Source organism: Saccharothrix sp. CCNWYY140, assembly GCF_037401995.1.
Lineage (GTDB): Bacteria > Actinomycetota > Actinomycetes > Mycobacteriales > Pseudonocardiaceae > Actinosynnema.
On record NZ_JBBEGC010000002.1, the window covers coordinates 205,120 to 229,380 of the forward strand.

At 71.4% G+C, this 24,261-nt stretch carries 21 protein-coding genes and 2 pseudogenes; 11 read left to right on the plus strand and 12 right to left on the minus strand.

The window, feature by feature from the left end; all coding sequences use genetic code 11:
* Positions 1-67: 67 nt before the first annotated feature.
* Positions 68-1,324, plus strand: coding sequence for an extracellular catalytic domain type 1 short-chain-length polyhydroxyalkanoate depolymerase (locus WBN91_RS02225; protein ID WP_337722888.1), 1,257 nt, complete (start codon positions 68-70; stop codon positions 1,322-1,324).
* A gap of 588 nt (positions 1,325-1,912) precedes the next feature.
* Here WBN91_RS02225 and WBN91_RS02230 read toward each other — a convergent pair.
* From WBN91_RS02230 to WBN91_RS02250, 5 genes are all read right to left on the minus strand, one after another.
* On the minus strand, positions 1,913-2,176 hold the full coding sequence (locus tag WBN91_RS02230; protein WP_337729354.1) for a hypothetical protein: 264 nt from the start codon (positions 2,174-2,176) through the stop codon (positions 1,913-1,915).
* Between the two features lie 243 nt (positions 2,177-2,419).
* On the minus strand, positions 2,420-3,556 hold the full coding sequence (locus WBN91_RS02235; RefSeq protein WP_337722890.1) for an ARPP-2 domain-containing protein: 1,137 nt from the start codon (positions 3,554-3,556) through the stop codon (positions 2,420-2,422).
* Positions 3,556-4,965 (minus strand): hypothetical protein, encoded by a 1,410-nt coding sequence (locus tag WBN91_RS02240; protein WP_337722891.1) that lies wholly within the window; start codon positions 4,963-4,965, stop codon positions 3,556-3,558. The genes WBN91_RS02235 and WBN91_RS02240 overlap by 1 nt, the downstream gene beginning before the upstream one ends.
* A 151-nt stretch (positions 4,966-5,116) precedes the next feature.
* Entirely contained in the window at positions 5,117-5,539 is a 423-nt protein-coding gene (locus WBN91_RS02245) for a hypothetical protein (protein ID WP_337722892.1), read from the minus strand.
* Between the two features lie 48 nt (positions 5,540-5,587).
* A complete protein-coding gene (locus tag WBN91_RS02250; RefSeq protein WP_337722893.1) occupies positions 5,588-6,166 on the minus strand; it encodes a TetR/AcrR family transcriptional regulator in 579 nt (192 codons plus the stop codon).
* A gap of 74 nt (positions 6,167-6,240) precedes the next feature.
* On the opposite strand from WBN91_RS02250, the gene WBN91_RS02255 reads away from it, so the two are divergent.
* Positions 6,241-7,356, plus strand: coding sequence for a YbfB/YjiJ family MFS transporter (locus WBN91_RS02255; RefSeq protein ID WP_337722894.1), 1,116 nt, complete (start codon positions 6,241-6,243; stop codon positions 7,354-7,356).
* Positions 7,357-7,564: 208 nt separating this feature from the next.
* Here WBN91_RS02255 and WBN91_RS02260 read toward each other — a convergent pair.
* Positions 7,565-8,373 (minus strand): annotated as a pseudogene (locus tag WBN91_RS02260) (SAM-dependent methyltransferase).
* A gap of 84 nt (positions 8,374-8,457) precedes the next feature.
* On the opposite strand from WBN91_RS02260, the gene WBN91_RS02270 reads away from it, so the two are divergent.
* Complete coding sequence (locus tag WBN91_RS02270; RefSeq protein ID WP_337722896.1) at positions 8,458-10,170, plus strand: glycoside hydrolase family 13 protein; 1,713 nt, start codon at positions 8,458-8,460, stop codon at positions 10,168-10,170.
* 78 nt (positions 10,171-10,248) lie between these two features.
* Here WBN91_RS02270 and WBN91_RS02275 read toward each other — a convergent pair whose 3' ends face one another.
* Together WBN91_RS02275 and WBN91_RS02280 are read right to left on the minus strand one after the other, a co-directional pair.
* Positions 10,249-10,521, minus strand: coding sequence for a GlsB/YeaQ/YmgE family stress response membrane protein (locus WBN91_RS02275; RefSeq protein WP_337722897.1), 273 nt, complete (start codon positions 10,519-10,521; stop codon positions 10,249-10,251).
* Between the two features lie 60 nt (positions 10,522-10,581).
* Complete coding sequence (locus WBN91_RS02280) at positions 10,582-11,514, minus strand: YihY/virulence factor BrkB family protein (protein ID WP_337722898.1); 933 nt, start codon at positions 11,512-11,514, stop codon at positions 10,582-10,584.
* A gap of 150 nt (positions 11,515-11,664) precedes the next feature.
* Here WBN91_RS02280 and WBN91_RS02285 point away from each other — a divergent pair, with 150 nt between their 5' ends.
* The 4 genes from WBN91_RS02285 (at position 11,665) to WBN91_RS02300 (ending at position 18,638) form a co-directional block, all read left to right on the plus strand.
* The gene (locus tag WBN91_RS02285; protein ID WP_337722899.1) at positions 11,665-12,333 is read left to right on the plus strand and encodes a polysaccharide deacetylase family protein; all 669 of its coding nucleotides are present in this window, start codon (positions 11,665-11,667) and stop codon (positions 12,331-12,333) included.
* Complete coding sequence (locus WBN91_RS02290) at positions 12,330-13,559, plus strand: SGNH/GDSL hydrolase family protein (protein ID WP_337722900.1); 1,230 nt, start codon at positions 12,330-12,332, stop codon at positions 13,557-13,559. The genes WBN91_RS02285 and WBN91_RS02290 overlap by 4 nt, the downstream gene beginning before the upstream one ends.
* Positions 13,560-13,680: 121 nt before the next feature.
* Positions 13,681-14,037, plus strand: coding sequence for an MmcQ/YjbR family DNA-binding protein (locus WBN91_RS02295; protein WP_337722901.1), 357 nt, complete (start codon positions 13,681-13,683; stop codon positions 14,035-14,037).
* Between the two features lie 650 nt (positions 14,038-14,687).
* A complete protein-coding gene (locus WBN91_RS02300) occupies positions 14,688-18,638 on the plus strand; it encodes an NPCBM/NEW2 domain-containing protein (protein WP_337722902.1) in 3,951 nt (1,316 codons plus the stop codon).
* Positions 18,639-18,779: 141 nt separating this feature from the next.
* Here WBN91_RS02300 and WBN91_RS02305 read toward each other — a convergent pair whose 3' ends face one another.
* The 3 genes and pseudogenes from WBN91_RS02305 to WBN91_RS02315 all read right to left on the minus strand — a co-directional run.
* Positions 18,780-19,247 (minus strand): PaaI family thioesterase, encoded by a 468-nt coding sequence (locus WBN91_RS02305; protein ID WP_337722903.1) that lies wholly within the window; start codon positions 19,245-19,247, stop codon positions 18,780-18,782.
* 151 nt (positions 19,248-19,398) lie between these two features.
* Entirely contained in the window at positions 19,399-19,686 is a 288-nt protein-coding gene (locus WBN91_RS02310) for an MBL fold metallo-hydrolase (protein ID WP_337722925.1), read from the minus strand.
* A 64-nt stretch (positions 19,687-19,750) separates the two neighbouring features.
* Positions 19,751-20,161, minus strand: a pseudogene (locus WBN91_RS02315) (MBL fold metallo-hydrolase); the annotation flags it as partial.
* 110 nt (positions 20,162-20,271) lie between these two features.
* On the opposite strand from WBN91_RS02315, the gene WBN91_RS02320 reads away from it, so the two are divergent.
* From WBN91_RS02320 to WBN91_RS02330, 3 genes are read left to right on the plus strand one after another with little or no spacing between them, the layout of a single operon-like run.
* Complete coding sequence (locus tag WBN91_RS02320; protein ID WP_337722904.1) at positions 20,272-21,000, plus strand: DUF6292 family protein; 729 nt, start codon at positions 20,272-20,274, stop codon at positions 20,998-21,000.
* 13 nt (positions 21,001-21,013) lie between these two features.
* Positions 21,014-21,853, plus strand: a complete 840-nt coding sequence (surE, locus tag WBN91_RS02325) for a 5'/3'-nucleotidase SurE (RefSeq protein WP_337722905.1) — start codon at positions 21,014-21,016, stop codon at positions 21,851-21,853.
* Positions 21,854-21,872: 19 nt separating this feature from the next.
* The gene (locus WBN91_RS02330) at positions 21,873-22,106 is read left to right on the plus strand and encodes a DUF6343 family protein (RefSeq protein ID WP_337722906.1); all 234 of its coding nucleotides are present in this window, start codon (positions 21,873-21,875) and stop codon (positions 22,104-22,106) included.
* Between the two features lie 21 nt (positions 22,107-22,127).
* On the opposite strand, the gene WBN91_RS02335 is transcribed toward WBN91_RS02330, so the two are convergent.
* Complete coding sequence (locus WBN91_RS02335; protein WP_337722907.1) at positions 22,128-23,060, minus strand: M64 family metallopeptidase; 933 nt, start codon at positions 23,058-23,060, stop codon at positions 22,128-22,130.
* 149 nt (positions 23,061-23,209) lie between these two features.
* Here WBN91_RS02335 and WBN91_RS02340 point away from each other — a divergent pair, with 149 nt between their 5' ends.
* On the plus strand, positions 23,210-24,157 hold the full coding sequence (locus WBN91_RS02340) for a LysR family transcriptional regulator (RefSeq protein WP_337722908.1): 948 nt from the start codon (positions 23,210-23,212) through the stop codon (positions 24,155-24,157).
* The last annotated feature ends 104 nt before the right edge of the window (positions 24,158-24,261 follow it).

A 24,261-nucleotide genomic window follows, 5' to 3' on the forward strand; every position in this document is an offset into this window, starting at 1 on the left:
ATTTGAGACCCGAAACCGCATCGAAACATCTTGAGAATTTCAAGATCGATTGCGAATAGTTCCAGCCATGAAGACATTAGGCGCACTGCTCGCGGCGCTGGTCGCCGTGACGGCCGTGCTGCTCGCCCCGAGCGCCTCGGCGGCGACGTTGACCGAGGTCACCGGCTTCGGCACGAACCCGTCGAACCTGCGCATGCACCTGTACGTGCCCGACCGCGTCCAGGCCAAGCCGCCCGTGCTGCTGGCCGTGCACTACTGCACCGGGTCCGGCCCGGCGATGTACTCCGGCACCGAGTTCGCCCGCTTGGCCGACCAGTACGGGTTCATCGTCATCTACCCATCGGCCACGCGCAGCGGCAACTGCTTCGACGTGTCCTCGCCCCAGGCGCTGCGGCGAGACGGCGGCAGCGACCCGGTCGGGCTGATGTCGATGGTCCGGTACGTGTTGCAGCGCCACAACGGCGACGCCGGACGGGTGTTCGTCACCGGCATCTCGTCGGGTGCCATGACCACCAACGTCATGCTCGCCAACTACCCGGACGTCTTCCAGGCCGGCGCAGCCTTCGCCGGCGTCCCGGACGGGTGCTTTGCCACCACGGACGGGTCAGGTTGGAACAGCGCCTGCGCCAACGGCACTGTGTTGAAGACGCCTCAGCAGTGGGGCGACATCGCCCGCTCGGCGTACCCCGGCTACACCGGTCCGAGGCCGCGGGTGCAGCTGTGGCACGGGACGAACGACGAGACGCTGCGCTACCCGAACTTCGGCGAGGAGATCGACCAGTGGACCAACGTCCACGGCGTGTCGACGACTCCCACGTCCACCGACTACCCGCAGTCCGGGTGGACCAGGACGCGGTACGGGAGTGGGGTGGAGGCGATCTCGTTGCAGGGGGTGAGCCACAACGTCATGTCGTCGGGGATGGCTTTGCGGGCGATCCAGTTCTTCGGCCTCGACTCCGGTGTGCCTACGACTACTACGACGACCACTACTTCGCCTCAGCCTGGTGGGCCTTGCCGGGTGACTTATGCGGTGAACGCTTGGAACACCGGGCTCACTGCCACGATCACGATCGCCAACACCGGGACCAGTGCTGTGAACGGTTGGTCTCTGGGCTTCACGTTGCCAGCGGGGCAGGCGATCACCGGCGGGTGGAGTGCCACTTATGCGCCGAACAGTGGGGCGGTGACCGCGAAGAACGTGTCGTACAACGCCGCGATTCCGGCGGGGTCGTCTGTCCAGATTGGACTCCAGGCGACGCACACGGGCGACACCGGCAAGCCGACGGCCTTCACGCTCAACGGCGCTAGCTGCACCGTGGGCTGAGGCTGCTTCGCGGGTTGAGCTGCTCCGCGAGTAGCCGGGGCGAGCCGCACCGCAGCCTCAGGCTGCGGTCGCGGCGGCGGCCGAGCACAGTCCCACTCCGGCGGGCGGGCCGTGGGACTGTGGGCGGACTCTGAGGTGGTCCGCCGGGCCGGGCAGGTGCGGGCCCGGCTCCTCGGCCGGTTCCGGGTGTGCCAGTTGCACCCGATCGAGTGACATGCAGGATTCGCGACTTTTTGGCCCCTCGCGCGTCCCGTAGAGAGAGGAACGCGGGGAGCCGGCCCGGACCGTGCGCGGACGGGGTGGTGATCGGACGGGGGTGGGGCAGGTTACGCCGGCCACGCTGGCAGGCCGGCGCCGTGTGGCCGGCCCGTGTGGCCAGCGCCTGGGCGGCTGACCGGTGCCCGCTGCGAGCACAGCCAGGTGCCGCGGACCGCCCCACACGGATACACGCCTCACGCCCAACCGCCCGCCGCCTGCCCACCCGCCTCCACTGCTCGCCGCCACTGCCCGCCGCCACCTGCCGCCGCTGCCCGCCCGCCGCGCTGCCTGCCTGGTGCCGCCGTTGCCGCTGCCCGCCACCGCCGCTGGCTACCGCCGCCTGCCGTTGCCGCCGTTGCCCGCCTGCCCGCCGCCGCCCGCCCGCTGCCGCTGCCCGCCACCGTTCGTGCGCCTGCCGCCGCCGGTCGCTGCCGCCCCACTGGCTGACCCCTGCTCGCCGCCGCCCGCGTGCCGCCGACCGCCGCTGCCGCCTGCCGCGCGTTCGCCCGCCGTCACCTGCCGCCTGCTGCGGGTGCCTGCATACCGCCGCCCCCTGCCGCCTACCGCGGCCCCCGCCGCCCCGCCGCTGCCCATCGCCGCCTGCCGCCGCTCGCGCCCGCCGCCGCTCGCGCCCGCCGCTGCCCGTCGCCGTTGCGCGCCCGCCGCTGCCTGGTGCCTGCCGCTCGCCTGCCAGCTGGCGCTGCGGTTGGCCGGCGGGCGGCGGTTGGTCGGCGGGCAGCGGCGGGGCAGGTTCGGGTGTGGTGGGCGGCGGCGGGGCTGGTGCGGGTGTGTGGTGGGCGGCGGGGCTGGTGTGGGTGTGAGGTTGGGAGGGGGTGGTTAGGGGGTCGGGCGGCGGGAGCGGGAGCGGTAGCTGGCTAGGACGTGGTCGTTTAGTAGGTGGCCGAAGCCGGCCTTGTCGAGGCGTAGGCCGAAGGCGGCGGGGGTGGTGCCCAGGGATTCCGCTGCTGTCGGTAGGTGCCAGTCGTGGGTGGCCAGGGTGTTGAGGAGGTGGCCTCGGCGGATTTGGGATTCGGACAGGCGGAAGGTCTTCAGGTACGCGGTGCGGCCCCGTTGGTCGGTGATCAGCTCGCCGATGTGGTTCTCCTCCTTCGGTCGGAAGCCTGGGAGGAAACGGGACAGGGTGAAGGGGCCTGCTCGGTACACGCGGCGGATGTCGTAGGTCGCGTCCAGCAGGCCGGCGGTCATGGTGGTGGCGTGGAACGCCGCCCAGTCGGTCGACTGGCGGGTTGCGGCGGCGCGCAGGTCGGCCAACGAGCGCACGTGGGTGTCGTTCAGGCGTGCCGAAAAGGCTGGGACGGGGGCCGAGAGGAGCGCGTAGTGGTGGACCAACTCGCCGTACATGTCCAGCAGCAACGTCGAGTGCAGTGCGCGGTAGTCGTCGGGGTGGGGAACGACGAACGCAGCGGCCAGAGCGTCGGCCACGTACAGGGCCACGCCGCACTGGTCCGGGTGGATCTCGAAGATCTTCAGGGCATCGGCCAAGCCCTCGACCTGGGCACCGGCGTAAGCCTGCTCGGCGCGCGGCGACAAACCCCGGCGGATCGCGCGCTGCGACCACTCGTCCCACAGCACGTTCGGGCCGTTGAAGTGCAGGGCCAGGTAGCCCTCCACGGCCAGGTGCAGCGGCAGGAAGCGCAGGCGGTTGCGTTCCTCGCGGCGGGCCATCCGGCGGTGGAAGCGCAGGCGGATCGTGGACGTCGGATCGGGCGGGGTCAGGTGGGTGCCGTAAGTGGCGGCGGGGGAGTCCGACCACGTCGCCACGAAACCGTGCGGGATGTAAGCGGTGTACGCGGTGTTGTCCGGGAGGACGACCAGTGACGGGTCGTCGCCGTACAAGCGGGCGTGCAGGCGCAGGCCGGGGATCGGCCGGTCGCGGACGAGTGGCACCAGGCGGACCGCACCCCACACCTGGGCGGGCAGCGCGGTCAGGCCCGTGAGGTCCACGGTGGACATCAGGACGTCTCCAGGAAACGGGTCACCCGGTCGGTGAAGTGGGCGCTGAGGTCCGCGAAACCGGTGCGGCCCTCGGTGAAGCGGGCGAACTCGACCAGGGCCGGCAGGTCCTCGGCGTTGCGGACGCCCATCGACGGCACCTCCGGGGTCAAGCGCTTGACGTCGTAGTCCCCGGCGTCGTACACGGGGTTCAGGTGGGTGGCGCTCACCCGCCGGTCCGGGTCCAGCCTCGTGCGCCACACCCGCAGCACCTCGCCGGCCAGGCCCGGCGGGGAGTTGTCCCAGCCGTCGGAGACGATCAGCAGCCGGTCCGGCTCGTGGGACAGGGCGTCCAGGATGCGGTGCCCCAACGGGGTCGTGCCCCGCGGCTGCGCCATCAGCGGGTCGGTCGCGCCGGAAGTCCACAGTGGAATGTAGTCCGCGGCCAAGGCCTCCAGCAGGTAGTGGCCGGCGACCGCCACGGCCAGCGGGCGTCGCCGCTTCACCCCGGAACCGTAGGAGGAGAAGCTGTCGTCCAGGACGGCGGCCACGCGGCCCCACTGACCGGCGTTGCGGCCGGCGGTGCGCAGGGCCGACGAGCGGAGCGCGGCGGTCAGCTCCGCCCGCCGCTCGGCGCGGTCGGCGAACGGCAGGGACAGGACGTAGGTCGCCAGCCGGGTCAGGGGCATGGTGGCCAGGTCCGCGTCGGTGCCCGCGGACTCGCGCAGCCGCAGCGACTCCAGCCGGGTCAGGTTGGGCTTGATCCTGGCCAGGAACACCGACCGGTCGACCCCGTGCTTGGCGGCGAACCCCTCGGCGACGGTGTAAGGCAGGGCGTAGATCGCGGCCTGTTCGTAGTGCGCCCGCCGCCAGCTCTCCAGCAGCGGGCTGCGGAAGCGGGCGCGGGTGGCGGTGCGGAACAGGAAGGTGCCCAGCTCGTCGTGCAGAGCGGGGGCGACGCGGGACGGGGTGAGGTGGGCGTGCCGAAGCGCCCGCTTGAGCCCCTGACGGTACTTGACGGCGTCGAAGGCCTGGTCGGGGCGGCCGGCCACCCAGTCGCGGATGATCGCCCGGGTGCGCCGGTTGTTCACGCCCGCCCGGCGCAGGTCGCGGAACAGGTCGTACACGCGCTGCGGCGGCATGGCGGCCAGGCGGCGGGCGATCAGCCGGCCTTCGAGCGCGCGCTGCTCCGGCGTGGCCTCGGCGGACGTGGACAGCAGGCGGCGGACGATCAGCGCCGCGTTGAGGTCGTTGATGTCCAGGGCCAGGACGGCGGCGTAGAGGTCGCGGTAGTTCCCGGCGACGTACTCGTGCAGGAACTCCAGCGACGCGCGCTGCTCGGCGGCCTGGCTGTGGAACTCGCGTTGACCGGTGGACGTGGTGGCCGCGTTGACGAACATGACCATGTCTTCGGCGGCCAGGCGGTCCATCACGTCTCCGGTGCGGTGTTGTTCGGGGCCGACCGGGGAGTGGGAGCGCGAGCAGCGAAGCATCGCTTCAAAGGCGGGTTCCGGAAGTCGCACTGGAGTCCCGCGGTCGGCCCGCACACGGTAACAGCGCGCGCCGCCGGCACCGCCCGGATTACGGGTCGAGCTCGTGACCCGGCTCGCCGGGGGTCACGTTGCGCTCCTTCATCTCGGCCTCGAAGACGTGCGCCACGCCGCCCGTCAGGTCGTCTCGCACCTTCCGCTCCCACTCGCGGAACACCGAGTAGTAGGTCTCCTCGTAGTCCTCGACCAGCTGGAACGTCCACCGGCCGGGCAGCACGTTGCGGCCCACCAGGTGCTGTTCGAGGCCGTCGGCCAGCGTGCCGTGGCCGGCTTCGCGGAGCAGCCTGGCCGCCTTGATCACCTTGGCGTCGGCGCTGCCGGTCAGCTGGTGGAAGTCGAAGAGGTGGCCGCGGGCGCGTTCGGTGGTCTCCAGGGCCTCGGTCAGCGCGCCGACGGCTTCCACCGTGGCGTCGTCCACCCCCGGCGGGCGTCGGTGCTCGACTCGGTCGCTCATGACCACCGGAGTATCCGGCGCACGGGGTGACCATGCCATCCGAACGGGTCAAGACCGGGTGAGCAGGGCCAGGGCCGCGGTGCGGGCGTGGTCGCCCACCGCGTCGGCGCCGTGCTGGTCGGCCACGATCGTCGCGCCCTCCAGCAGCATGAGGAGTTGACGGCCCACGGCCACCGGGGCCGGGCACGCGGCGCGGCGGGCGATGTCGGTGAGCAGCGCCAGGTGCTTGTCCAGGTGCCGGGACGTGATCGCGCGGACGCGCGGGGCGTGGTGCTGGGCCGCCGCGTTGACCAGGGCGCAGCCGCGGAAGGTGGGCTCGGAGTACCACTGCCGCAGCGCGTCGAACACCGCGGCCAGGCGGGCGGCCGGGTCGGGGCCCGCGGACTCGGCGGCGTCGGACAGCCACCGGGTCACGCGCTCGCTGCGCAGCTCCAGCACGGCGTCGACCAGGGCGTCCTTGGTGGCGAAGTGCCGGTACAGGGTCTCCTTGGACACCCCGATCACGCCGCACAGCTCGGCGACGCCGACGCCGTCGAGCCCGCGTTCGTAGAACACCCGGGTCGCGGCGCCCAGGATCGCGGCGCGCGTGCGGGCCGGGTCGACGGTCGAGCCTTTGGCCACGGGCACGCACGAGATCGTACCGCTCGGTTCGATGTGTCTGCTAGCGTGATCGTACCGATCGGTTCGATCATGGGGGTGGCATGCGTCGGTTCGGTGTGGCCGCACGGCTGGCGCTGGGCACCGCCTCCGCCCTCGGACTCGCGCGCTTCGCCTACGGCCTGTTGTTGCCGGGTATGCGCGACGACCTCGGCTGGACCCTGGCCGAAGCCGGCGCGATGAGCACCGCCAACGGGCTGGGCTACCTGGTCGGCGCGCTGGCGACCGCGCCGCTGGTCCGCCGCCTGGGCACGACCGCCGCCTTCCGCTGGGGCATGGCCGTCACCGCGGTCACCCTCGCGGCCACCGCCCTCAGCGCCGACTTCACCGCGCTGCTCGTGGTGCGGGCCGCGTCCGGGGTGTCCGGTGCGGTGGTGTTCGTGACCGGCGGGGTGATCGCGGCGCGGCTGAACGTGCTCACCGTCTACTTCGCGGGCGCCGGGCTGGGGATCGCGGTCAGCGGCGCGACGATCCCCGCGCTGGGCGGGCACTGGCGCGCGGTCTGGCTCGGCATGGGACTCGCCGCCGCCCTGGCGACCGCCATCTCCTGGACCGCCGCCCGCACCAACGACCTGCCCCGCGGGTCCGGGGGCCGGGCCGTGATCCGTCCGCTGGCACCGGTCGCCGTGGCGTACACGCTGTTCGCGGTCGGGTACATCACCTACATCACCTTCTTGTCCGCCTACCTCGCCGACCGCGACACGCCGGTCGTGCAGGTCGCCTTGACGTGGACCGCGCTCGGGCTGGCGGTGGTGTTGTCGCCGGTGTTGTGGGAGCGGCCGTTGCGGACGTGGCGAGGTGGGCGGCCGTTGGCGGCGATCCTCGCGTTGCTCGGCGGGAGTGCCGTGGTGGCGTTGGCCGGGGCGGTGGTGCCGTCGGCTGTGCTGTACGGGCTGACGTTCATGTGCGTGCCGGCGGCGGTGACGGCGTTGATCAAGGCGCGCGTGGCCGACCCGACCGCGACCCTCGCCGCGTTCACCACGCTGTTCGCGGCGGGGCAGACGGTCGGGCCGTGGCTCGCCGGGCTGGTCGCGGACCGGACGTCGACCGACGCGACCGTGCTGTGGACGGCCGTGTTGTGCTGGGCGGGCGCGCTGGTCGCCCTGCGGGTAGCCGCGCCGGTTCCCGAGCCAGCCGCCACCCCAGGCCTTCACCGCTAGACCAGACCTTCACCGCTAGCCGAGGGCCGCCGCCGGCTCCAGAACCGCCACCAGCCCAGAGCCCGCCGCGGGTGCACTCGACTTCAGCACGGCTTTGGCCTCCGGCCCCCGGTCACCATTGTCCCAGAGGGGTACGACAATCTGCCTGGTCCGCCGGTCGAGCACTGCGGTTGGCGCCGGAGCCTGCGGTTGGCGCCGGAGCCTGCTGTTAGCGGCGGACCCGGCCGACGCCCGCGTAGACGCCGCGTGCCGGGCCGTCCGGGTCGCTCACACCCGGCTCCGGGCGCCACAGGTCCGCGTCCACCAGGCCCGGCTCGACCAGGTCCAAGCCCGCGAACAGCGGTGTGATCTGCTCGAACGGCCGGAAGAACATGGGGTTCGGGCTGTTGGCCATCGTCTCGGCGACCTGTGCCATGCCCTCGGCGTCGTGGTCGGCCGTCAAGTGTGAGATCGCCGCCAGGCTGCCCGCGGGCAGTGCCGACAGGTACCGGTCGACCAGGCCCGCCGGGTCCTTGTGGTCCGGCACGAAGTGGAACACCGCCACCAGCAGCAGTCCGACCGGTTCGTCGGTGGCCAGCAGGGCCCGCACGTCCTCGTCGGCCAGGACGGTGGCCGGGTCGGTCAGGTCCGCCTCCACCACGGCCGTCCGCTCGTCGCCGTCGAGCAGCAGGCGGCTGTGCGCGACCGCGACCGACTCGAAGTCCACGTAGACGACCCGGCTGTCGGGGTTGGCGTCGCGGGCGATCTCGTGCACGTTGCCGACCGTGGGGATGCCCGAACCCAGGTCGAGGAACCGGGTGACGCCCTGCGCCGCCATGTAGCGCACGGCCCGGCGCAGGAAAGCCCGGTTGGAGCGGGCCACCCGGCGTGCGTTGGGCAGCACCTGCTCGATGCGGCGGCGGCGGCGCGGTCGGCGGCGAAGTTGTGGCCGCCGCCGAGCAGGAAGTCGTACACCCGAGCGGCCGAGGGCCGGGTGGTGTCGGTCTCGGCGGGAACCCAGGTGCTGGTGTCGGTCACGTCGTCCCCCTCGGATCGATCACGGCGGCGACTACCCTAGCGGCCCGGCTGCGCACGCCCGCTCCGAAGGCCATCCTGGACCCCGTGACTGCTGACCAGACGCCCTGGTGGACCTCCGCTGTCGTATATCAGATATATCCGCGCAGCTTCGCCGACTCGAACGGCGACGGCATCGGCGACCTGAACGGGATCACCTCCCGGCTCGACCACCTGGCCCGGCTGGGTGTGGACGTGGTGTGGCTGTCCCCGGTGTACGCGTCCCCGCAGGCGGACAACGGCTACGACATCTCCGACTACCAGGCCATCGACCCGGTGTTCGGGACGTTGGACGACTTCGACGAGCTGCTGTCCCAGGTCCACGCCCGGGGCATGAAGCTGATCATGGACCTGGTCGTGAACCACACCTCCGACGAGCACCCGTGGTTCGTGGAGTCCCGGTCCTCCCAGGACAACCCGAAGCGCGACTGGTACTGGTGGCGTCCGCCGCGCGAGGGGTTCCGCGCGGGCGAGCCGGGCGCCGAGCCGACGAACTGGGAGTCCTTCTTCTCCGGCCCGACCTGGACCCTGGACGAGGCGACCGGCGAGTACTACCTGCACCTGTTCGACCGCAAGCAACCGGACCTGAACTGGGAGAACCCCGAGGTCCGGCACGCGGTGTACGCCATGATGCGCTGGTGGCTGGACCGCGGTGTCGACGGCTTCCGCATGGACGTCATCAACGTGATCGCCAAGGACCCGGACCTGCCCGATGGCGCGCTCACCGGCACCAGCGGCCTGGGCAACGGCTACCCGCACTACGGGACCCGGCCGCGCGTGCACGACTTCCTCCAGGAGATGCACCGCGAGGTCTTCGAGGGCCGCGACGGCGAGTACCTCACGGTGGGGGAGATGCCGGGCGTGACGTGGGAGCAGGCGCGGCTGTTCACCGACCCGGCGCGGCACGAGGTGGACATGGTGTTCCAGTTCGAGCACGTGTCCCTCGACCACGGCCCCGGCGGCAAGTTCGACCCGAAACCGCTGGACCTGCGCGACCTCAAGGCGTCGCTGGGCCGCTGGCAGACCGCGTTGCGGGACGTCGGCTGGAACTCGTTGTACTGGAACAACCACGACCAGGCGCGGGTGGTGTCGAGGTTCGGCGACGACGGCCGGTTCTGGCGCGAGTCCGCGACCGCGCTGGCCACCGTGCTGCACCTGCAACGCGGCACACCGTATGTGTACCAAGGGGAAGAGCTCGGCATGACCAACGCCGGGTTCACCGACTTGTCCGACCTGCGTGACGTCGAGTCGCTCAACCACTACCGCCACGCGGTGGCCGCCGGCACGCCGCCCGAGGTCGTCCTCGACGGCATCCACCGCATGGGCCGCGACAACGCCCGCACCCCCGTCCAGTGGGACGCGAGCCCGCAGGCCGGGTTCACCACGGGCACGCCGTGGATCGCGGTGAACCCCAACCACACCTGGCTCAACGCCCAGGCGCAGTACGACGACCCGAACTCGGTGTTCAACCACTACCGGCGGCTCGTCGAGCTGCGCCACACCCTGCCCGTGGTGGCGCTGGGCGACTTCCGCATGCTTCTCGCCGAGCATCCGCACATCTATGCTTACCAACGGGAACTGGACGGAACGCGCTTGATCGTGGTGGCGAACCTGTGCGGCAGCGAGCAATCAGCGGAACTGGACTGGCCGGAGGCGGAGGTGGCGCTGTCCAACACGGGTGAACTCCGCCGTGAGGACGGGAAGATCACGCTGGGTCCGTGGGAAGCGCACGTGCTCGTCCACAATGGACTTCAGGTGTAGGTCAGCTTCCGGACGTCCATGAAAAGCCGCGCTGGGCCGCCCCTGATGGGACGGCCCAGCGCGTTCAGTCCTGTGCGGTTAGCCCACTCGTCGTCGCCCGTACATACCGGCCACGATGCTCACACCCACCGCCGCCAGCGCCACCTGGATGATGACTTCGATCCAGTCGATGCCGGCGGTGCTGCCGACGCCCATCGCGTTGGCGATGAACGTGCCGATGAACGCGGCGACGATGCCGACCAGGATGGTCAGCCAGATCGGGATGCTCTGCCGTCCGGGCAGGACCAGTCTGCCGAGCGCGCCGATGATGAGACCCACTACCAGCGCGCTGATGATCCCGGTCACCGTCATGGTCCGACTCCTTCCTCCGAGCGTTGGTGTCCAGCCGCCTGTACCCCGTCAGGGGTCCGTTCAACCCTCCATCGCCCGGGTGTCACGGGGCGGAGCCACGGGGTCACTCCCGTCGGACTGCCCGGCGTGCATCCGGCGGCCCCGCTCCAGTTCGGCGTCCAGTTCCGCGCCGAGCAGCAGGGCCAGGTTGGAGATCCACAGCCACACCAGGAAGATGATCACGCCCGCCAGCGACCCGTACGTCTTGTTGTACGACGCCGCGTTGGCCACGTACAGCGCGAACCCTGTCGAGGCCACCGCCCACGCCAGCACCGCCAGCACCCCGCCCGGCGTGATCCACAGCCACGACGGTTGGCGGACGTTCGGCGAGGCCCAGAACAGCAGCCCGATCGCCAGGCTCGCCAACAGGAACAGCACCGGCCACTTCGCGATGTCCCACACCGTCACGAACGTCGAGCCCACGCCCAGCGCCTCGCCCAGCCACTCGGCGACGCCGCCGGTGAGCGTGACCCCGAGCCCGGTCAGGGCCAGCAGCACCACGACGCCGACGGTCAGGACGAGCCGCAGCGGGATCACCTTCCAGAACGGGCGGCCCTCCTCGACGTCGTAGATCGAGTTCGCCGCGCGCATGAACGCGCCCACGTACCCGGAAGCCGACCACAGCGCGGTGACCAGACCGATGATCGCCAGCGGTCCGGCGATGGCGCTGGACTGCTGGAGGTTGTCGATGGCGCTGATGATGAGGTCCTTGGCCTCCCCCGGACCCAGCAGGTTCAGACTGTCCTTAATGGATTGTGTCGCGTCCGGGCCAAGGAGGCCGAGGAGCGAGGTCAGCAGCAGGATGCCGGGGAACAGCGACAGCACCGCGTAGTAGGTGAGCGCGGCGGCCCAGTCGGTGAGGTTGTCGTCGTTGAACTCCTTGACCGTCCGCTTCAGCACGGCCCACCAGGACCGCTTGGGCAGGTCGGTCGGAGCGTCGGGTGCGTGCGCCATGCGAGCCGGGTTACCCGCTGGGCCCTGGTGTACACGCGTGCCGCGCATCTGCCAGTCAAGACGCGAAACATCCGCGAAACCCCTGGCTGGCGGTCGAATCGCCGACGGATAGTGGGCCGCGTTTCCCGACCGACGAGAAGGGGTGCACGGATGCGGTGGAGAACCGTCCTGCTGACCACGGGGTTGCTGCTGGGCCTGACGACCGGCACGGCCGGCGCCGAGGGCGCGGCGATCGTGGACTCGACCCGGCACGGCGGGCGCACGGTCGCCTTCACCTTCGACGACGGGCCGAACCCGGTCGACACGCCCAGGTTGCTGCGGATCCTGCGCAAGCACCACATCAAGGCCACGTTCTGCCTGTGGGGTGAGCGGGTCGAGCAGTACCCGGAGGTCGTGCGGGCGATCGTCGCCGGCGGGCACCTGCTGTGCAACCACAGCTGGTCCCACGCCGACATGAGCACGTGGACGCCCGAGCAGATCAAGGCCGACCTGGAGCGCACCGACGCGGCGATCCACCGGGCGGTGCCCGGGGTGCCGGTGCGGTACTTCCGCGCGCCCTTCGGCAGCTGGGGTCAGACGCCCGAGGTCGCGGCGTCGCTGGGCAAGACGCCGCTGGGCTGGCGACTCGCCATCGGCGACTGGGACCCGCCGCCCAGCACGGACGAGTTGGTGCAGCGGCTGCGCGACGGCATCACCGAGGGCGCGGTGGTGCTGATGCACGACGGGCCGGCCAGTCGTGCCAACACCGTGGACGCCGTCGACCGGATCGTGCCCGAACTGCGGCGCTCCGGCTACCGCTTCGACCGGCCGGCGCGATGAAGCTCCCCCGGTTGGCGCTGCTGGCGGTCCTGCTGCTCCTGGTCCCGGCGGGCGCGGCGACCGCGTCCGGCGGCCGGTCCTGGGTCGGGGCGTGGGCGACGTCGCCCACCGGCGTGCCCGCTTCGGACACCACGGCGTTCGCGGACCAGACGTTGCGGCAGGTCGTGCACCTGTCCACCGGTGGGCGCGAGGTGCGGGTGCGGTTGTCGAACGAGTTCGGGTCGCAGCCGTTGGTGATCGGTGAGGCGCGTGTCGGGCGGGGTGCCGGCGGTTCCTCGGTGGTTCCCGGTACTGACCGGCGGCTGACGTTCGGCGGGCGGGGTTCGGTGACCGTGCCTGCGGGGGTGCCGGTGGTGAGCGACCCGGTGCCGTTGGGTGTCACCGCGGACTCCGACCTGGTGGTCAGCGTGTACCTGCCGGTGGCGACCCCGGCGACAACTGTGCACGCGTTCCCTTACCAGGACGGGTATGTGGCGTCGGGCAACGTGACCGCGCAGCCGACCATCACCCCGACGGGCGTGCTGGGCAAGTGGCACTTCCTGACCGGGGTGAGCGTGTCCGGCGGCAGGGCGACCGTGGTGGCGTTCGGCGACTCCATCACCGACGGCGCCGAGACCACGCGCGGCGCGAACCGCCGGTGGCCGGACGTGCTCGCACGGCGCTTGCACGGTCGACTGGGCGTGGTGAACGCCGGCATCAGCGGCAACCGCCTCCTCCACGACCCCAATCCACCCGCGGGGCACCCGGCGGAGGCGTTCGCGGAGTACTTCGGCGAGTCGGCACTGCGGCGTTTCGACCGGGACGTGCTGGCCCAGCCAGGCGTGCGGCACGTGGTGGTCCTGCTGGGCGTGAACGACCTAGGACACCCCGGCACCGTCGCGCCCGTGGAGGAGGAGGTGACGGCGGAGGACATCATCGCCGCGCACCGGCAGCTCATCGCCAGGGCGCACGCGGCCGGGCTGCGGATCGTGGGCGGGACCATCACGCCGTTCAAGGGCGACACGTTCGGCTTCTACACCCCCGAGCACGAGGCGGCGCGGCAGACCGTCAACCGCTGGATCCGGACGTCGGGTGAGTACGACGGGGTAGTCGACTTCGACCGCGCACTACGCGACCCGGCGGACCCCCAACGCCTACGCGCGGAGTACGACAGCGGCGACCACCTGCACCCCAACGACGCCGGCATGGTCGCGATGGCCGGCGCGGTGCCTTTGCACCTGTTCTAGCGCTAGTGCTGTTGGCTTCTGGCGCTGTTGCTTCTGGTGCCGTGGCGGGGTCCTGGACTTTTCCGGGACCCCGCACTGGGGTCCTATACTCCGATGCTCCGGGGACAGTGCGGGGGATGGCGTGGGCGTGCGGAGTGACGAGTTCTTCCGGGTCGTGAACCGGCTCGGCGAGGTCAAGCGGTCGGAGAGCGGGACTTACAGCTCGTTCAGCGTGCGGGGCAAGAAGTTCGGGTACTACTGGCCGCGGACGCAGACGGTCGGGCTGAAGCAGACGCTGTCCGAGCAGTTGGCCCTGGTGGCCGAGCGGCCGGACGTGTTCGAGGAGCAGTTCACGGCCGGCGGGTTCGGTTGGGTCGTCGTGTACCTGGACAAAATCGAGCTGGACGAGCTGACCGAACTGGTCTTCGAGGCCTGGCGCCTGACGGCCCCAGAAGACCTGGTATCCGAAGCCCAAGACCCAGCCCACGCCCACCCCTAACCCCTCACACCCCCAACCCTCCCTCCGCCACCCCCACCACCCTCACCGCCCCCACCCTCCGCCACCCGCGCCACACCCGCCGACTTCGAGCCACCCCACCGCACGAAACCCACGCCCCACCGCAGCCACCGCTCCGCCCCACCGCCGCCGCCGCTCCGCCCCGCGCGCCGCCGCCGCTCCGCTGCCTCGCCCCGCGCACTGCCGCCCGCCGCCGCATGGCCGCCCCGCCTTCCGCCGCCCGCCGCTGCTGCCGCTCGCTTGCCGCTCGCCCGCTGCTGCCCGGCTGCTGCCCGGTTGCCGCTCGCCCCCTGCCGCTGGCCCGCCAGCCCGCCACCGGCCCGCCACCGCCCGCTTGTCGCCGCCTACTGCCGCCGCCCGCCTGCCCGCCGCTGCCCGGCTGCCTGCCAGCCGCTGCCTGACCCCGGCGGCCTGCTGGCCGCTGCTGCCGGTGGCCGCTGGTGGCGGTGTCGTTGTCGGGCTGCTGCTGCCTTCGCCCGTCGTCGTATCCCCTACCGAGCGCTCCTGCCGAGCGGGCTTGCCGGGTGCCTTGGAGCCCTACCCGCCACGGGGGCCGTTGACCGCGCTCCTTGTTTTACGGGACGCGCGAGTCGGCGGTTGGTCGCGGAATCTGCCATTCACACGATCGGGTGATGCCTGTTTGGGCTGGTCAACCTCGGTGTGCGGGGTGGTCGGGGGTCAGCTTAAGGGGTCCGTCGGGGTCTGTGTGCGTGGTGCTGGCGGAGGAAGTTCGGGGCGGTTGGCTGGTGACTTTGAGGGCTGCATGCAGTAGGAATGCCGTGGTGCCCAATGTTGCGCAGAAAGGGGTTGTAGTGAGCAACTCTGAACGTCGCTCGCGCAGAAAGCTGCGGAGGGTCGGGGTCGCTGCGGCCTTGGTGGTTTCGTTGGCTCCCCTGTGGCCGGCCTCGGCGGCGGCTGAGGGGGAGCAGTTGGGGGGTGTTACGGGGTTCGAGGCGGGGGGCTCGGGCTTCACGTTGGATGCTGGGCGGGCCAAGGTTCGGGTTTCGTTTCTTGCCGACGACGTTTTTCGGATTTGGCTTGCCCCGGACGGCTCGTTCACCGACCCGGCTAACACCGCGCCCTCCGACCCGGGCCAGCCCTCCTCGAACATCGTGGTCAAGACGGACTACGCCGCGCCTGCCACGCGGTGGTCGGACCAGGGCTCCTACTACTCCCTGCGCACCGCGAAAGCCGAAGTCCGGGCGCAGAAGAACCCGCTGCGGTTCTCCCTGCACCGGCCGGATGGTCAGACCATATGGTCGGAGGTCAAGCCTCTGAGCTGGACCGACACCGCCACCACCCAGACCCTGAGCCGTGCCGCGAACGAGCAGTTCGTCGGCGGTGGCATGCAGAACGGGCGGTTCTCCCACCGCGGGCAGACCATCCGGATCTCGCGCGACTTCAACTGGACCGACGGCGGCAACCCCAACGCCTCGCCCTACTACATGAGCACCGCCGGCTACGGCGTCCTGCGCAACACGTTCGCCCCGGGCACCTACGCGTTCAACGAACCGCTCAGCACCAAGCACGACGAGAAGCGCTTCGACGCCTACTACTTCGTCGGCGACCTCAAGACCTCGCTCGACCGCTACACCGAACTCACCGGACGCCCCTTCCTCCCGCCCCTCTACGGCATGGAGTACGGCGACTCCGACTGCTACAACCGCGGCCCCTACCGCCCCGGCCTCGACCCCGACCCCGCCAACGACTGGAAGTACCACCCGGACAAGGAAGTCACGCCGGACGCGGTCAAGGTCGCCCAGAAGTTCGTCGACCACGACATGCCCCGCGGCTGGATGCTCGTCAACGACGACTACGGCTGCGGCTACAGCGCCGACCGCGACGCCTTCATCCCCAACCCCAACCAGGGCGGCGTGGAGAAGTACGTCGGCACCCGGGACATCGACGCCCTCACGGCCACCGGCGAAGGCCTGCGGCAGCGGGGCGTGCAGATGGGGCTGTGGACCGAAGCCGCGCTGGACCGGCAGCCCGAGGAGGTCGGCCAGGCCGGGGTGCGGGTGCGCAAGCTCGACGTCGCCTGGGTCGGACCCGGCTACCGGCACGCCCTGTCCGCCTGCGACACCGCCCACCGCGGCATCGAGCAGCACAGCGACGCCCGCGGTTACAGCTGGATGGTCGAAGGTTGGGCGGGCGCACAGCGGTGTGCCGTGCAGTGGACCGGTGACCACAGCGGCACGTTGGACAACATCAAGTGGCAGATCCCGGCGATCCACGGCTCCGGCAACTCCGGCATCGCCTACGCGGCCGGCGACATCGACGGCATCTTCGGCGGCAGCGCCACCAGCTACGTGCGCGACCTCCAGTGGAAGGCGTTCAACCCCGCCCTGATGACGATGTCGGGCTGGTCGACGCCGAAGTTCAAGCAGCCGTGGGCCTACGGCGAGCCGTACACGGCGATCAACCGCCAGTACCTCAAGCTGCGCGAACGGCTCCTGCCCTACTTCTACAGCTACGCGGCCGAAGCGCACCGCACCGGTGCGCCGATCAACCGGTCGCTGATCCTGGAGTACCCGAGCGACCCCAAGACCTGGGACGACACCACCAAGTACGAGTTCCTGGCGGGCAAGGAGTTCCTGATCGCGCCGGTCTTCACCGACAGCGAGGTCAAGAACGGCATCTACCTGCCCGAGGGCACCTGGATCGACTACTGGACCGGCCGCCTGCACCGCGGTCCGACCACGCTCAACGGCTACCACGCCCCGCTGGACCGGCTGCCGCTGTTCGTCAAGGCGGGCGCGGTCGTGCCGATGTGGCGGGACGGCATCAACGGGCACGCCGAGCAGCAGCCCGGCGACCGCGTGACGCTCGACGTCTACCCGAAGGGCCGCTCGTCCTTCGAGCTGTACGAGGACGACCGCGTCACCCGCGCCCACCGCGACGGCGCGTCGGCCACCCAGAAGTTCGAGGTGACCGCGCCGACCACCGGCCGCGGCGACGTCGTCGTGCGCATCGGCCGCAGCGAGGGCGACTACGCGGGCAAGCCGGCCCAACGCCCCTACGAGCTGACCGCGCACACCGGCACCAAGCCCGGCGCGGTCGTCGTCGACGGCAAGGCGCTCAAGCCGGTCGCGTCCCAGCAGGACTACGACGCGGCCGACACCGGCTGGTTCTACGACGAGTCCGACCGGGGCGGCGTCGTCCTGGTCAAGACCGCGCCGGTGGCCACGTCCGCGCAGGCCACGGTCGTGCTGTCCGGCGCGAGCGCGGTCGGCGGCGGGCACGCGTCCGACTCGTTCGGTGTCGCCGAGGTGTCCGCGCCGGACCTGTGGAACGCGCCCGGCCAGGCCACCGAGGTCACCGCGAGCTTCCGCAACGACTCCACCTCCGTCATGCGGGACGTTACCCTCGGCCTGACCCTCCCCGATGGCTGGACCGCGCAGGGCGACGCGAAGTTCCCCTGGGCGGTGCCGGGGCAGACCGTGCGGCGCACGATCGCGGTCACGCCGAGCGGCAAGGCCGGCCGGTTCACCATCGGCGTGCGGGCCGACTACACCGCCCGGGGCGCGCGGTACGAGAGCACGGCGGTGGCGAGCGCGTTGGTGCCCTTCGGGTCCGTGGGCGAGGCGGCGGACACCGTGGGCATCACCGACTCCGCGACCTTCGCGTCCGGCAGGTTCGACCCCGATGGCAACAGCTTCGCGGCGGAGTTGTTGGCGGAGAAGGGTTTCACGCCCGGCGCGAAGGTCACCGTGAACGGGGCGGAGTTCACGCTCCCGTCCGGCGCGTCCGGGACGCCGAACATGGTCAAGAACACCAGCCTGCCGATCCTGGTGTCCGGCAAGGGCAGCCACCTGGCGTTGCTGGCCTCGGGAGCGAGCACCAATGCGACCGGCTCGGTCACCGTGCTCTACACCGACGGCACCGAGTCGCGGCACAGCCTCCAGGTGCCCAACTGGTCGTTCCAGGACGCGGGCACGGGCGGTGCGAAGCTCGCCGTGTCGGTCAAGGGTCGTTACACGCCAACGGGTCTGGCCAACACCGACGTCGACTACCGGATGTTCTACAACACCGTCGAGCTGACGCCCGGCAAGACCGCGCGGGCGGTGAAGCTGCCCTCCGGCACGTCGATCGGCTTCTTCGCGGCAACCGTGCACGACCGCCCGCTCCCGCCCGCGCCGAAGGGTGAGGCGTGGGTCAGTGACCTGGAGTGGATCAACGCGGTCAACGGCTGGGGTCCGGTGGAACGCGACCGCAGCAACAACGAGAGTGCCGGGGGTGACGGGAAACCGTTGACGCTCAACGGGATCGTGTACGCGAAGGGCCTTGGCGCGCACGCCGTGTCGGACGTGAAGGTCAACGTCGGCGGGACGTGCTCGAAGTTCACCGCGAAGGTGGGGGTGGACGACGAGATGGCCGACCGCGGTTCGGTGGTGTTCAAGGTCGTGGTGGACGGGGTGGAGAAGTACGCCTCGCCCGTGCTGACCGGCACTTCCGCGACGGTATCCGTGGACGTGGACGTCACCGGTGGCAAGGTGCTCGACCTGGTCCTCGCGGACGGCGGCAACGGCATCGGCAGCGACCACGGCGACTGGGCGGAGGCGAAGCTGTCCTGCGCGCCTTAGGCGCTGGGTACATCATATATGAGATATGACGGGGGTCGCGGATCGCGCGGCCCCCGTTCTCGTCTCCGGGGCGCGGGGTGTTCGCGCGCGGAACTATCGTATGTGAAACGATCGTTCGCAGAACGATCGTTTGTGTGGTGATCAGGCGCGGGGACGCCAGCGCTTCCACACGGCGGTGGCTTCGGCGCGGGTCTTGCCCTCCCACACCAGGGACACGTCCACGGTGATCTGGGGCTCGGTCGCCTCCTTGACCACGGCGCGCAACTCGACCGCGTCCGAGAGCGGTGACGGTCGCAGGTAGCGCACGTCCAGGCCGGCGGTCACGTACGACAGGGCCGCGTCGCCCAGTGGTGGCCAGCCCTGCTGTTCGGCTTCCAGCATCACGGCGGCGGCGCTGTGGCAGTCGAGGACCGTGCAGATGATGCCGCCGTTGAGGAATCCCAGGCCGTTGTCGTGCTCGGGCCACGGCGTGAACGACGCGGTCACCACCCCGTCCTCGCCCGGGTAGCTGCGCAGCCGCAGGCCCTTCTCGTTGGCGTGGCCGCAGCCGAAGCACGGCAGGGTCGGGTACAGGCGTTCCTGGATGCTGATCAGGGCGGTGCTGGTCACGGGTCCAATGTAGGCGGACGTCGCAGCGTCATCGGCCTGGGACGTCCGGTAGCGGGGCGGGGGAGGCGTGCTGGGCGAGCGGGGAGGCGTGCCGGCGGGCTGGGCGGCGTGCTGGGGGAGCGGGGAGGCGTGCCGGCGGGCTGGGAGGGGTTTAGCGGGGTGGGGAGGGTGCGAGAGAGGCTGCTAGGGGGACCAGCAAGTCCTCCTCCGCGGTGAGGATCTCGCCGCTGAACCCGGCGGCGCGGGCGTTGGACACGGCGGCGGAGCGGTCGTTGCCCGGCCAGAAGTGGGTCAGCATGAGTTTGCGGGCGCCGGCTTGGGTCGCCCAGTGGCCGGCTTCGGTGGAGGTCAGCAGGTTGCGGCACGGGCGGGTGGTCTCGCCTGCGCGGTCGGTGGCCTCGACGATGTAGAGGTCGGCGTCTCGGCCCAGGTCCGCCAACGCCGGGTCCGGGGTCGCCGGTGTAGGCGAGGACGGTGCCCTCGGCCTCCAGGCGGACGCCCGCGTTGGGCACGTAGTGCGGCAGTGGCACGCCGGTCAGTTCGAACGGGCCGACGCGGTGGTGGCCTGGGAGGTCATGCACGTCGAACACCTCGGTCAGGGCCACCTCGGGCTCCAGCGCGCCCAACCTGGTCAGCACCCCGGGCGGGCAGTACAGCGGCAACCTGCCGACCGCGCCGCCGTAGTGGCGCATGCGGAACAAGCCGTGCAGGTCGACGCAGTGGTCGGGGTGTTCGTGCGTCACCACGACCGCGTCCACGGCTCCGTCCGGGCAGTGGCGCAGCAAGCGGGGGAGGGTCGCGTAACCCAGGTCCAGCACCAGTCGGAATCCGTCCCACTCGACAAGGAAACCGCTGCACGCCCGCCCCGGTTCCGGGTACGCGCCACAGCCCCCGAGCACCCTCACCCCACGCATACCCCCAGGATGCCCGACCACTGGATCGGAACAGCCGCTTTCGGCCGATTCGCCGGACGCCGCACAGGGGTACTTCTAGCGGTGAGTCCCGGTGCTGTGCGGAGGTTGCGGTGGACGTGGACTTCGACGACACGACGGCCCGGGAGCTGCGGCGCTACGTGGAGCGGATCGGGGACGCGCTGGACCTGTCCGGCGAGTCCTGGTGCTGTGACGCCGGCCCGCCCGCCACCGCCTACCTGGCCCTGGAAGGCCGGCTGCCGTCCCGTCCGGACCGCGACGTCGCCCTGGTGTGGGACGAGCGGCAGGGGTGGTCGGTGGCCGTGGAGACCGGGTGCGGGGAGGACCTGCTGGTCGTGGCCGGGTTGCCGGGGCTCGTGCCGCGGCCGGAGGTGGTGGCCCGGTTCGCCGCGCGCCTGTTGCGCGGTCAGCCGCCACCCGATCCGGCGCCGGACTGCCACGGGCCCAGCCTGCTCGCCCGCCTGCGGGAGGCCAACCGGATCGAGACCGCGCTGGTGTCGGTGCACAGCACCCGGCGGCGGGACGCGATCGTGACCATGATCTCCGGCGAGATCGACGCGGCGACCGCGGACGTGGTGCGGGCGGAATTGGTGGCGCAGCTGGCGAACCGGCCGGCGCGGTTCGTGGTGGACCTCGCGGACGTGGATTTCATCGGCGCGCGGGGGATCGCGGTGCTGGTGGACGTGGACCGGCGGGCGCGGCGTGCGCACGTGCCGATGACGGTGGTGGCGCCGACGAGCCGGGTGCTCAAGCCGTTGCAGGCCACCGGGGCGCACCTCGTGCTGCACGTGTGCCCGTCGGAGCTGCGCGAGGGTGCGTGAAGGAGGCGGCTGGGTGGACGTGCTGATCACCAACGACGACGGCATCGACTCGCCGGGGCTCGCGGCACTGGCGAGGGCTGCGGTGGCGCACGGCTGGCGGGCCGTGGTCGCCGCGCCCGCGCGGGAAGCCAGTGGCACGGGCGCCGGCCTGACCGCCGTCGAAGACGGGAGCGATTCCGCCCCGCGATCCGAGGACACGCGGGCGTCCACGCCCCGACGCGCAGAGGACGGGCGGGAGTCCGCACCTCAACCCGTCGCCGAGGACGGGCAGCGGGTGGCGGTGTGGCGGAGGTCGTTGGTGGGGTTGGACGGGGTGCCCGCGTACGCTGTCGCCGCGCACCCCGCGCTGATCGCCCTCGTGGCGGCGCAAGGTGCGTTCGGCGACCCGCCGCACGTCGTGCTCTCGGGGGTGAACCGGGGCGCGAACGTCGGACGGGCGATCCTGCACTCGGGCACCGTCGGCGCGGCGCTGACGGCGGCCGTCAACGGTGCTCGGGCGATGGCCGTCTCCCTGGACGTGGGGCTGGAGCCGAACGGCGAACCGCACTGGGACACCGCCGTCGCCGTGGCCGCCGAGCTGTTCGACCGGCTCGCCGCCCTCCCACCGGGCTCGACGCTCAACCTCAACGTGCCCGACCGACCGCACGCCGGTCCTCCGCGCCGGGCCGCGCTGGCCGAGTTCGGGCTGGTGCGCAGCCGGGTCAAGGAGAGCGACGACGGCTCGATCCGCCTGACCGCCGTCGTCGTGGAGGGCGACCTGCCGCCGGGCAGCGACGCCGCCCTGCTGGCCCAGGGCCACGCCACCCTCACCCCGCTGCGGTCGGTGACCGAAGACCCCGGTATCGAGCTGTGAGCCGGTTACCGGGAGGCCGGTGGGGAACCCCGTCGAGGTGGACGAACTGCCCCCACCGGCCCCGCCCCGCAGCGCGCTGACCTTGCGCCTGTGGCTGGCCGGGTTCGGTGTGCTGCTCAACGCCGGTGTCGCCGTCCTGCTGGTGCGCGCCGGTTTCCCGTGGTTGGCGGCGCTGCTGATCGCCATCGCCGTGGGTCTGGTGGTGGACTTCGCCTGGGTCGTGCACCGGAAACGGCGCGGCGACCCGGGCTGAACCCGAAGACCAGGGCCGAAGCTAGGACGTGTGGCTCAGGATCGCCGAGCGCATGACCTCCAACCCGACCACGTTGAACTGCCTGCCCAGGCTCCTCATCAGGGAATTCTCCGTGGGCCGGTACACACCGCGCTTGTGGTAGTAAGCGCCCTCGTACGTGCCCACCACCCCGCCGTCCGGAGATGCCTTGCCCAGGTGGGCGTACCACTTGAGCCGGTACTGGGTCATCTGCGCGCCGGTGTACTTGGAGACGTTCGGTTCACCCGGCTCCGACCCTGTGTACAGGTCGTCCGGGTAGTCGTACTCGTCGGCCAGCCCGCCGATGGAGTGCCCCAGCTCGTGCGCCACGATCCAGGTCGCCTGGGCGTTGCCGCCCGACGACGTGGCCACCCCGCCGCCCGCGCCGCCGTACTTGGTGGTGTTGGCCAGGGCCAGGACCTGGTCGGCCTCGGGCGCGGCGGAGGCGTACTGCTTGGCCTTCGTCTCGTTCACGCACAGCAGGCGTTCGATGTTGCCGCACCAGAAGTACATGTCCAGCGCGGTCGCCTTGCGCACGCCCCTGGTCGGGTCGTTGTCCACACCGGACTGCTGGGACACCACGTTGACCTGCCACACGTTGAACGACTGCTTGAGCGACTTGTACGGCTCGATGGCGCTCAGTTCCGCCCACCGGGCCAGGACGTGCTGGTGGAAGGCGCCCAGCTCGCCGGCGGTGTAGCCGTCGCCGACGAAGACCAGGTCGAACCGGGACGACGACGGCCCGGTCTGCTGGATCGGCACCACCTCGGCGGCGCTGGTCAGGACGGCCGGGGACGTGGGTGGCTGGGGCACGCGGGCGCGGGTGATGGTGCCGTCGGGGGCGAAGACCTCCTTGACCACCTTGGGCGCGGCGGTCGCTGTGAGCGGTTGGGCCAGCAGGGCGACCACAGCCACTAGAACGGACAGAATGCGCATGAAGGCGCTCCATTCCGTGCAGGGAGCCACAAAACGCATGTGGCCGGAACGCAGCCCACTATGGGACCGCTGCTCCCGTCGGCGGAAATCCCGTTCCCGATCCACGCGGGTTATGGATGTGCCCGCCCACGGCTGCCTACGCTCGTCGGATGGAGCTGGAGCTTCGCCACCTGCGGACGGTGTGCGCGATCGCGGAGACCGGCAGCCTCACCAAAGCCGCCGCCGTGCTGCGGATGTCCCAGCCGGCCCTGTCCGCGCGCCTCAAGCGGTTGGAGGAGGAGATCGGAGCGCCCCTGTTCGCGCGGTTGCCGCAGGGCATGGCGCCGACGCTCGTGGGCGACTTCGTGCTGCTGAGAGCTCGGGCGATCCTGCATGGCGTGGCGGAGCTGCGACGGGACGCGGCCCGGCTGACCCAGCAGGCCACGACGGTGGTCGCCCTGGGTGGGGTGGTCGGGTCGGTGTCGATCGGGCTGGCCGAGCGGCTGGGGGAGCACCTGCCGGAGCACGAGGTCCGGCTGACGATGGACTACTCGCCGGCGCTGCTGTGGGACCTGGTCGCGGCGGGCCGTCTGGACGTGGCCACGACCGTCGACTACCCCGGCTACGAGCTGCACTCCACGGCCGCGATGGCGTGCGAGCCCATCGCGCGTGAACCGGTGTTCGTCGCCGTCGCCGCCGGTGACCCGCTGGCCCGCCGCGCGGAGGTGCCGTTGGGGGAGTTGGCGGACCGGGTGTGGGTGATGACCCCCTCGGACGGCGCCGGGTGGCCGGACTGCTTCCACGCGGTGTGCGAGCAGCACGGGTTCCGGCCGCGGGTGCGGTACTCGATCTCCAGCAGCGACTCGATCCGGGCGCTGGTGGCGGCGGGCCGGGCGGTGGCGCCGTGCCAGCCGGTGTACCCGTCCGACGACGACGTGGTGGTGCGCCCGATCGCGGGCAGCCCGGTGTGGATGCGGCACGTCGTGGTGTGCCGGCGCGACGGCGTCCTGGCGGCCCGGCTCACGGTGATCGCCGACCTGGCCCGCGAGGCCTACTGGGCGCACGTCCGCGACCGCACGGCCCACTTCGACCTGCTCCGGTCCATCCAGACGGGGTGAGAGGCACGTCTCGCGGGGCGTCAACGGCCCGTAAAGGAGGCGGTCGGGGGCGTCAAGGACCCGTCAGGCCGCGCTGATCCCGCTCGACCCGGCCGCAGGCTCTC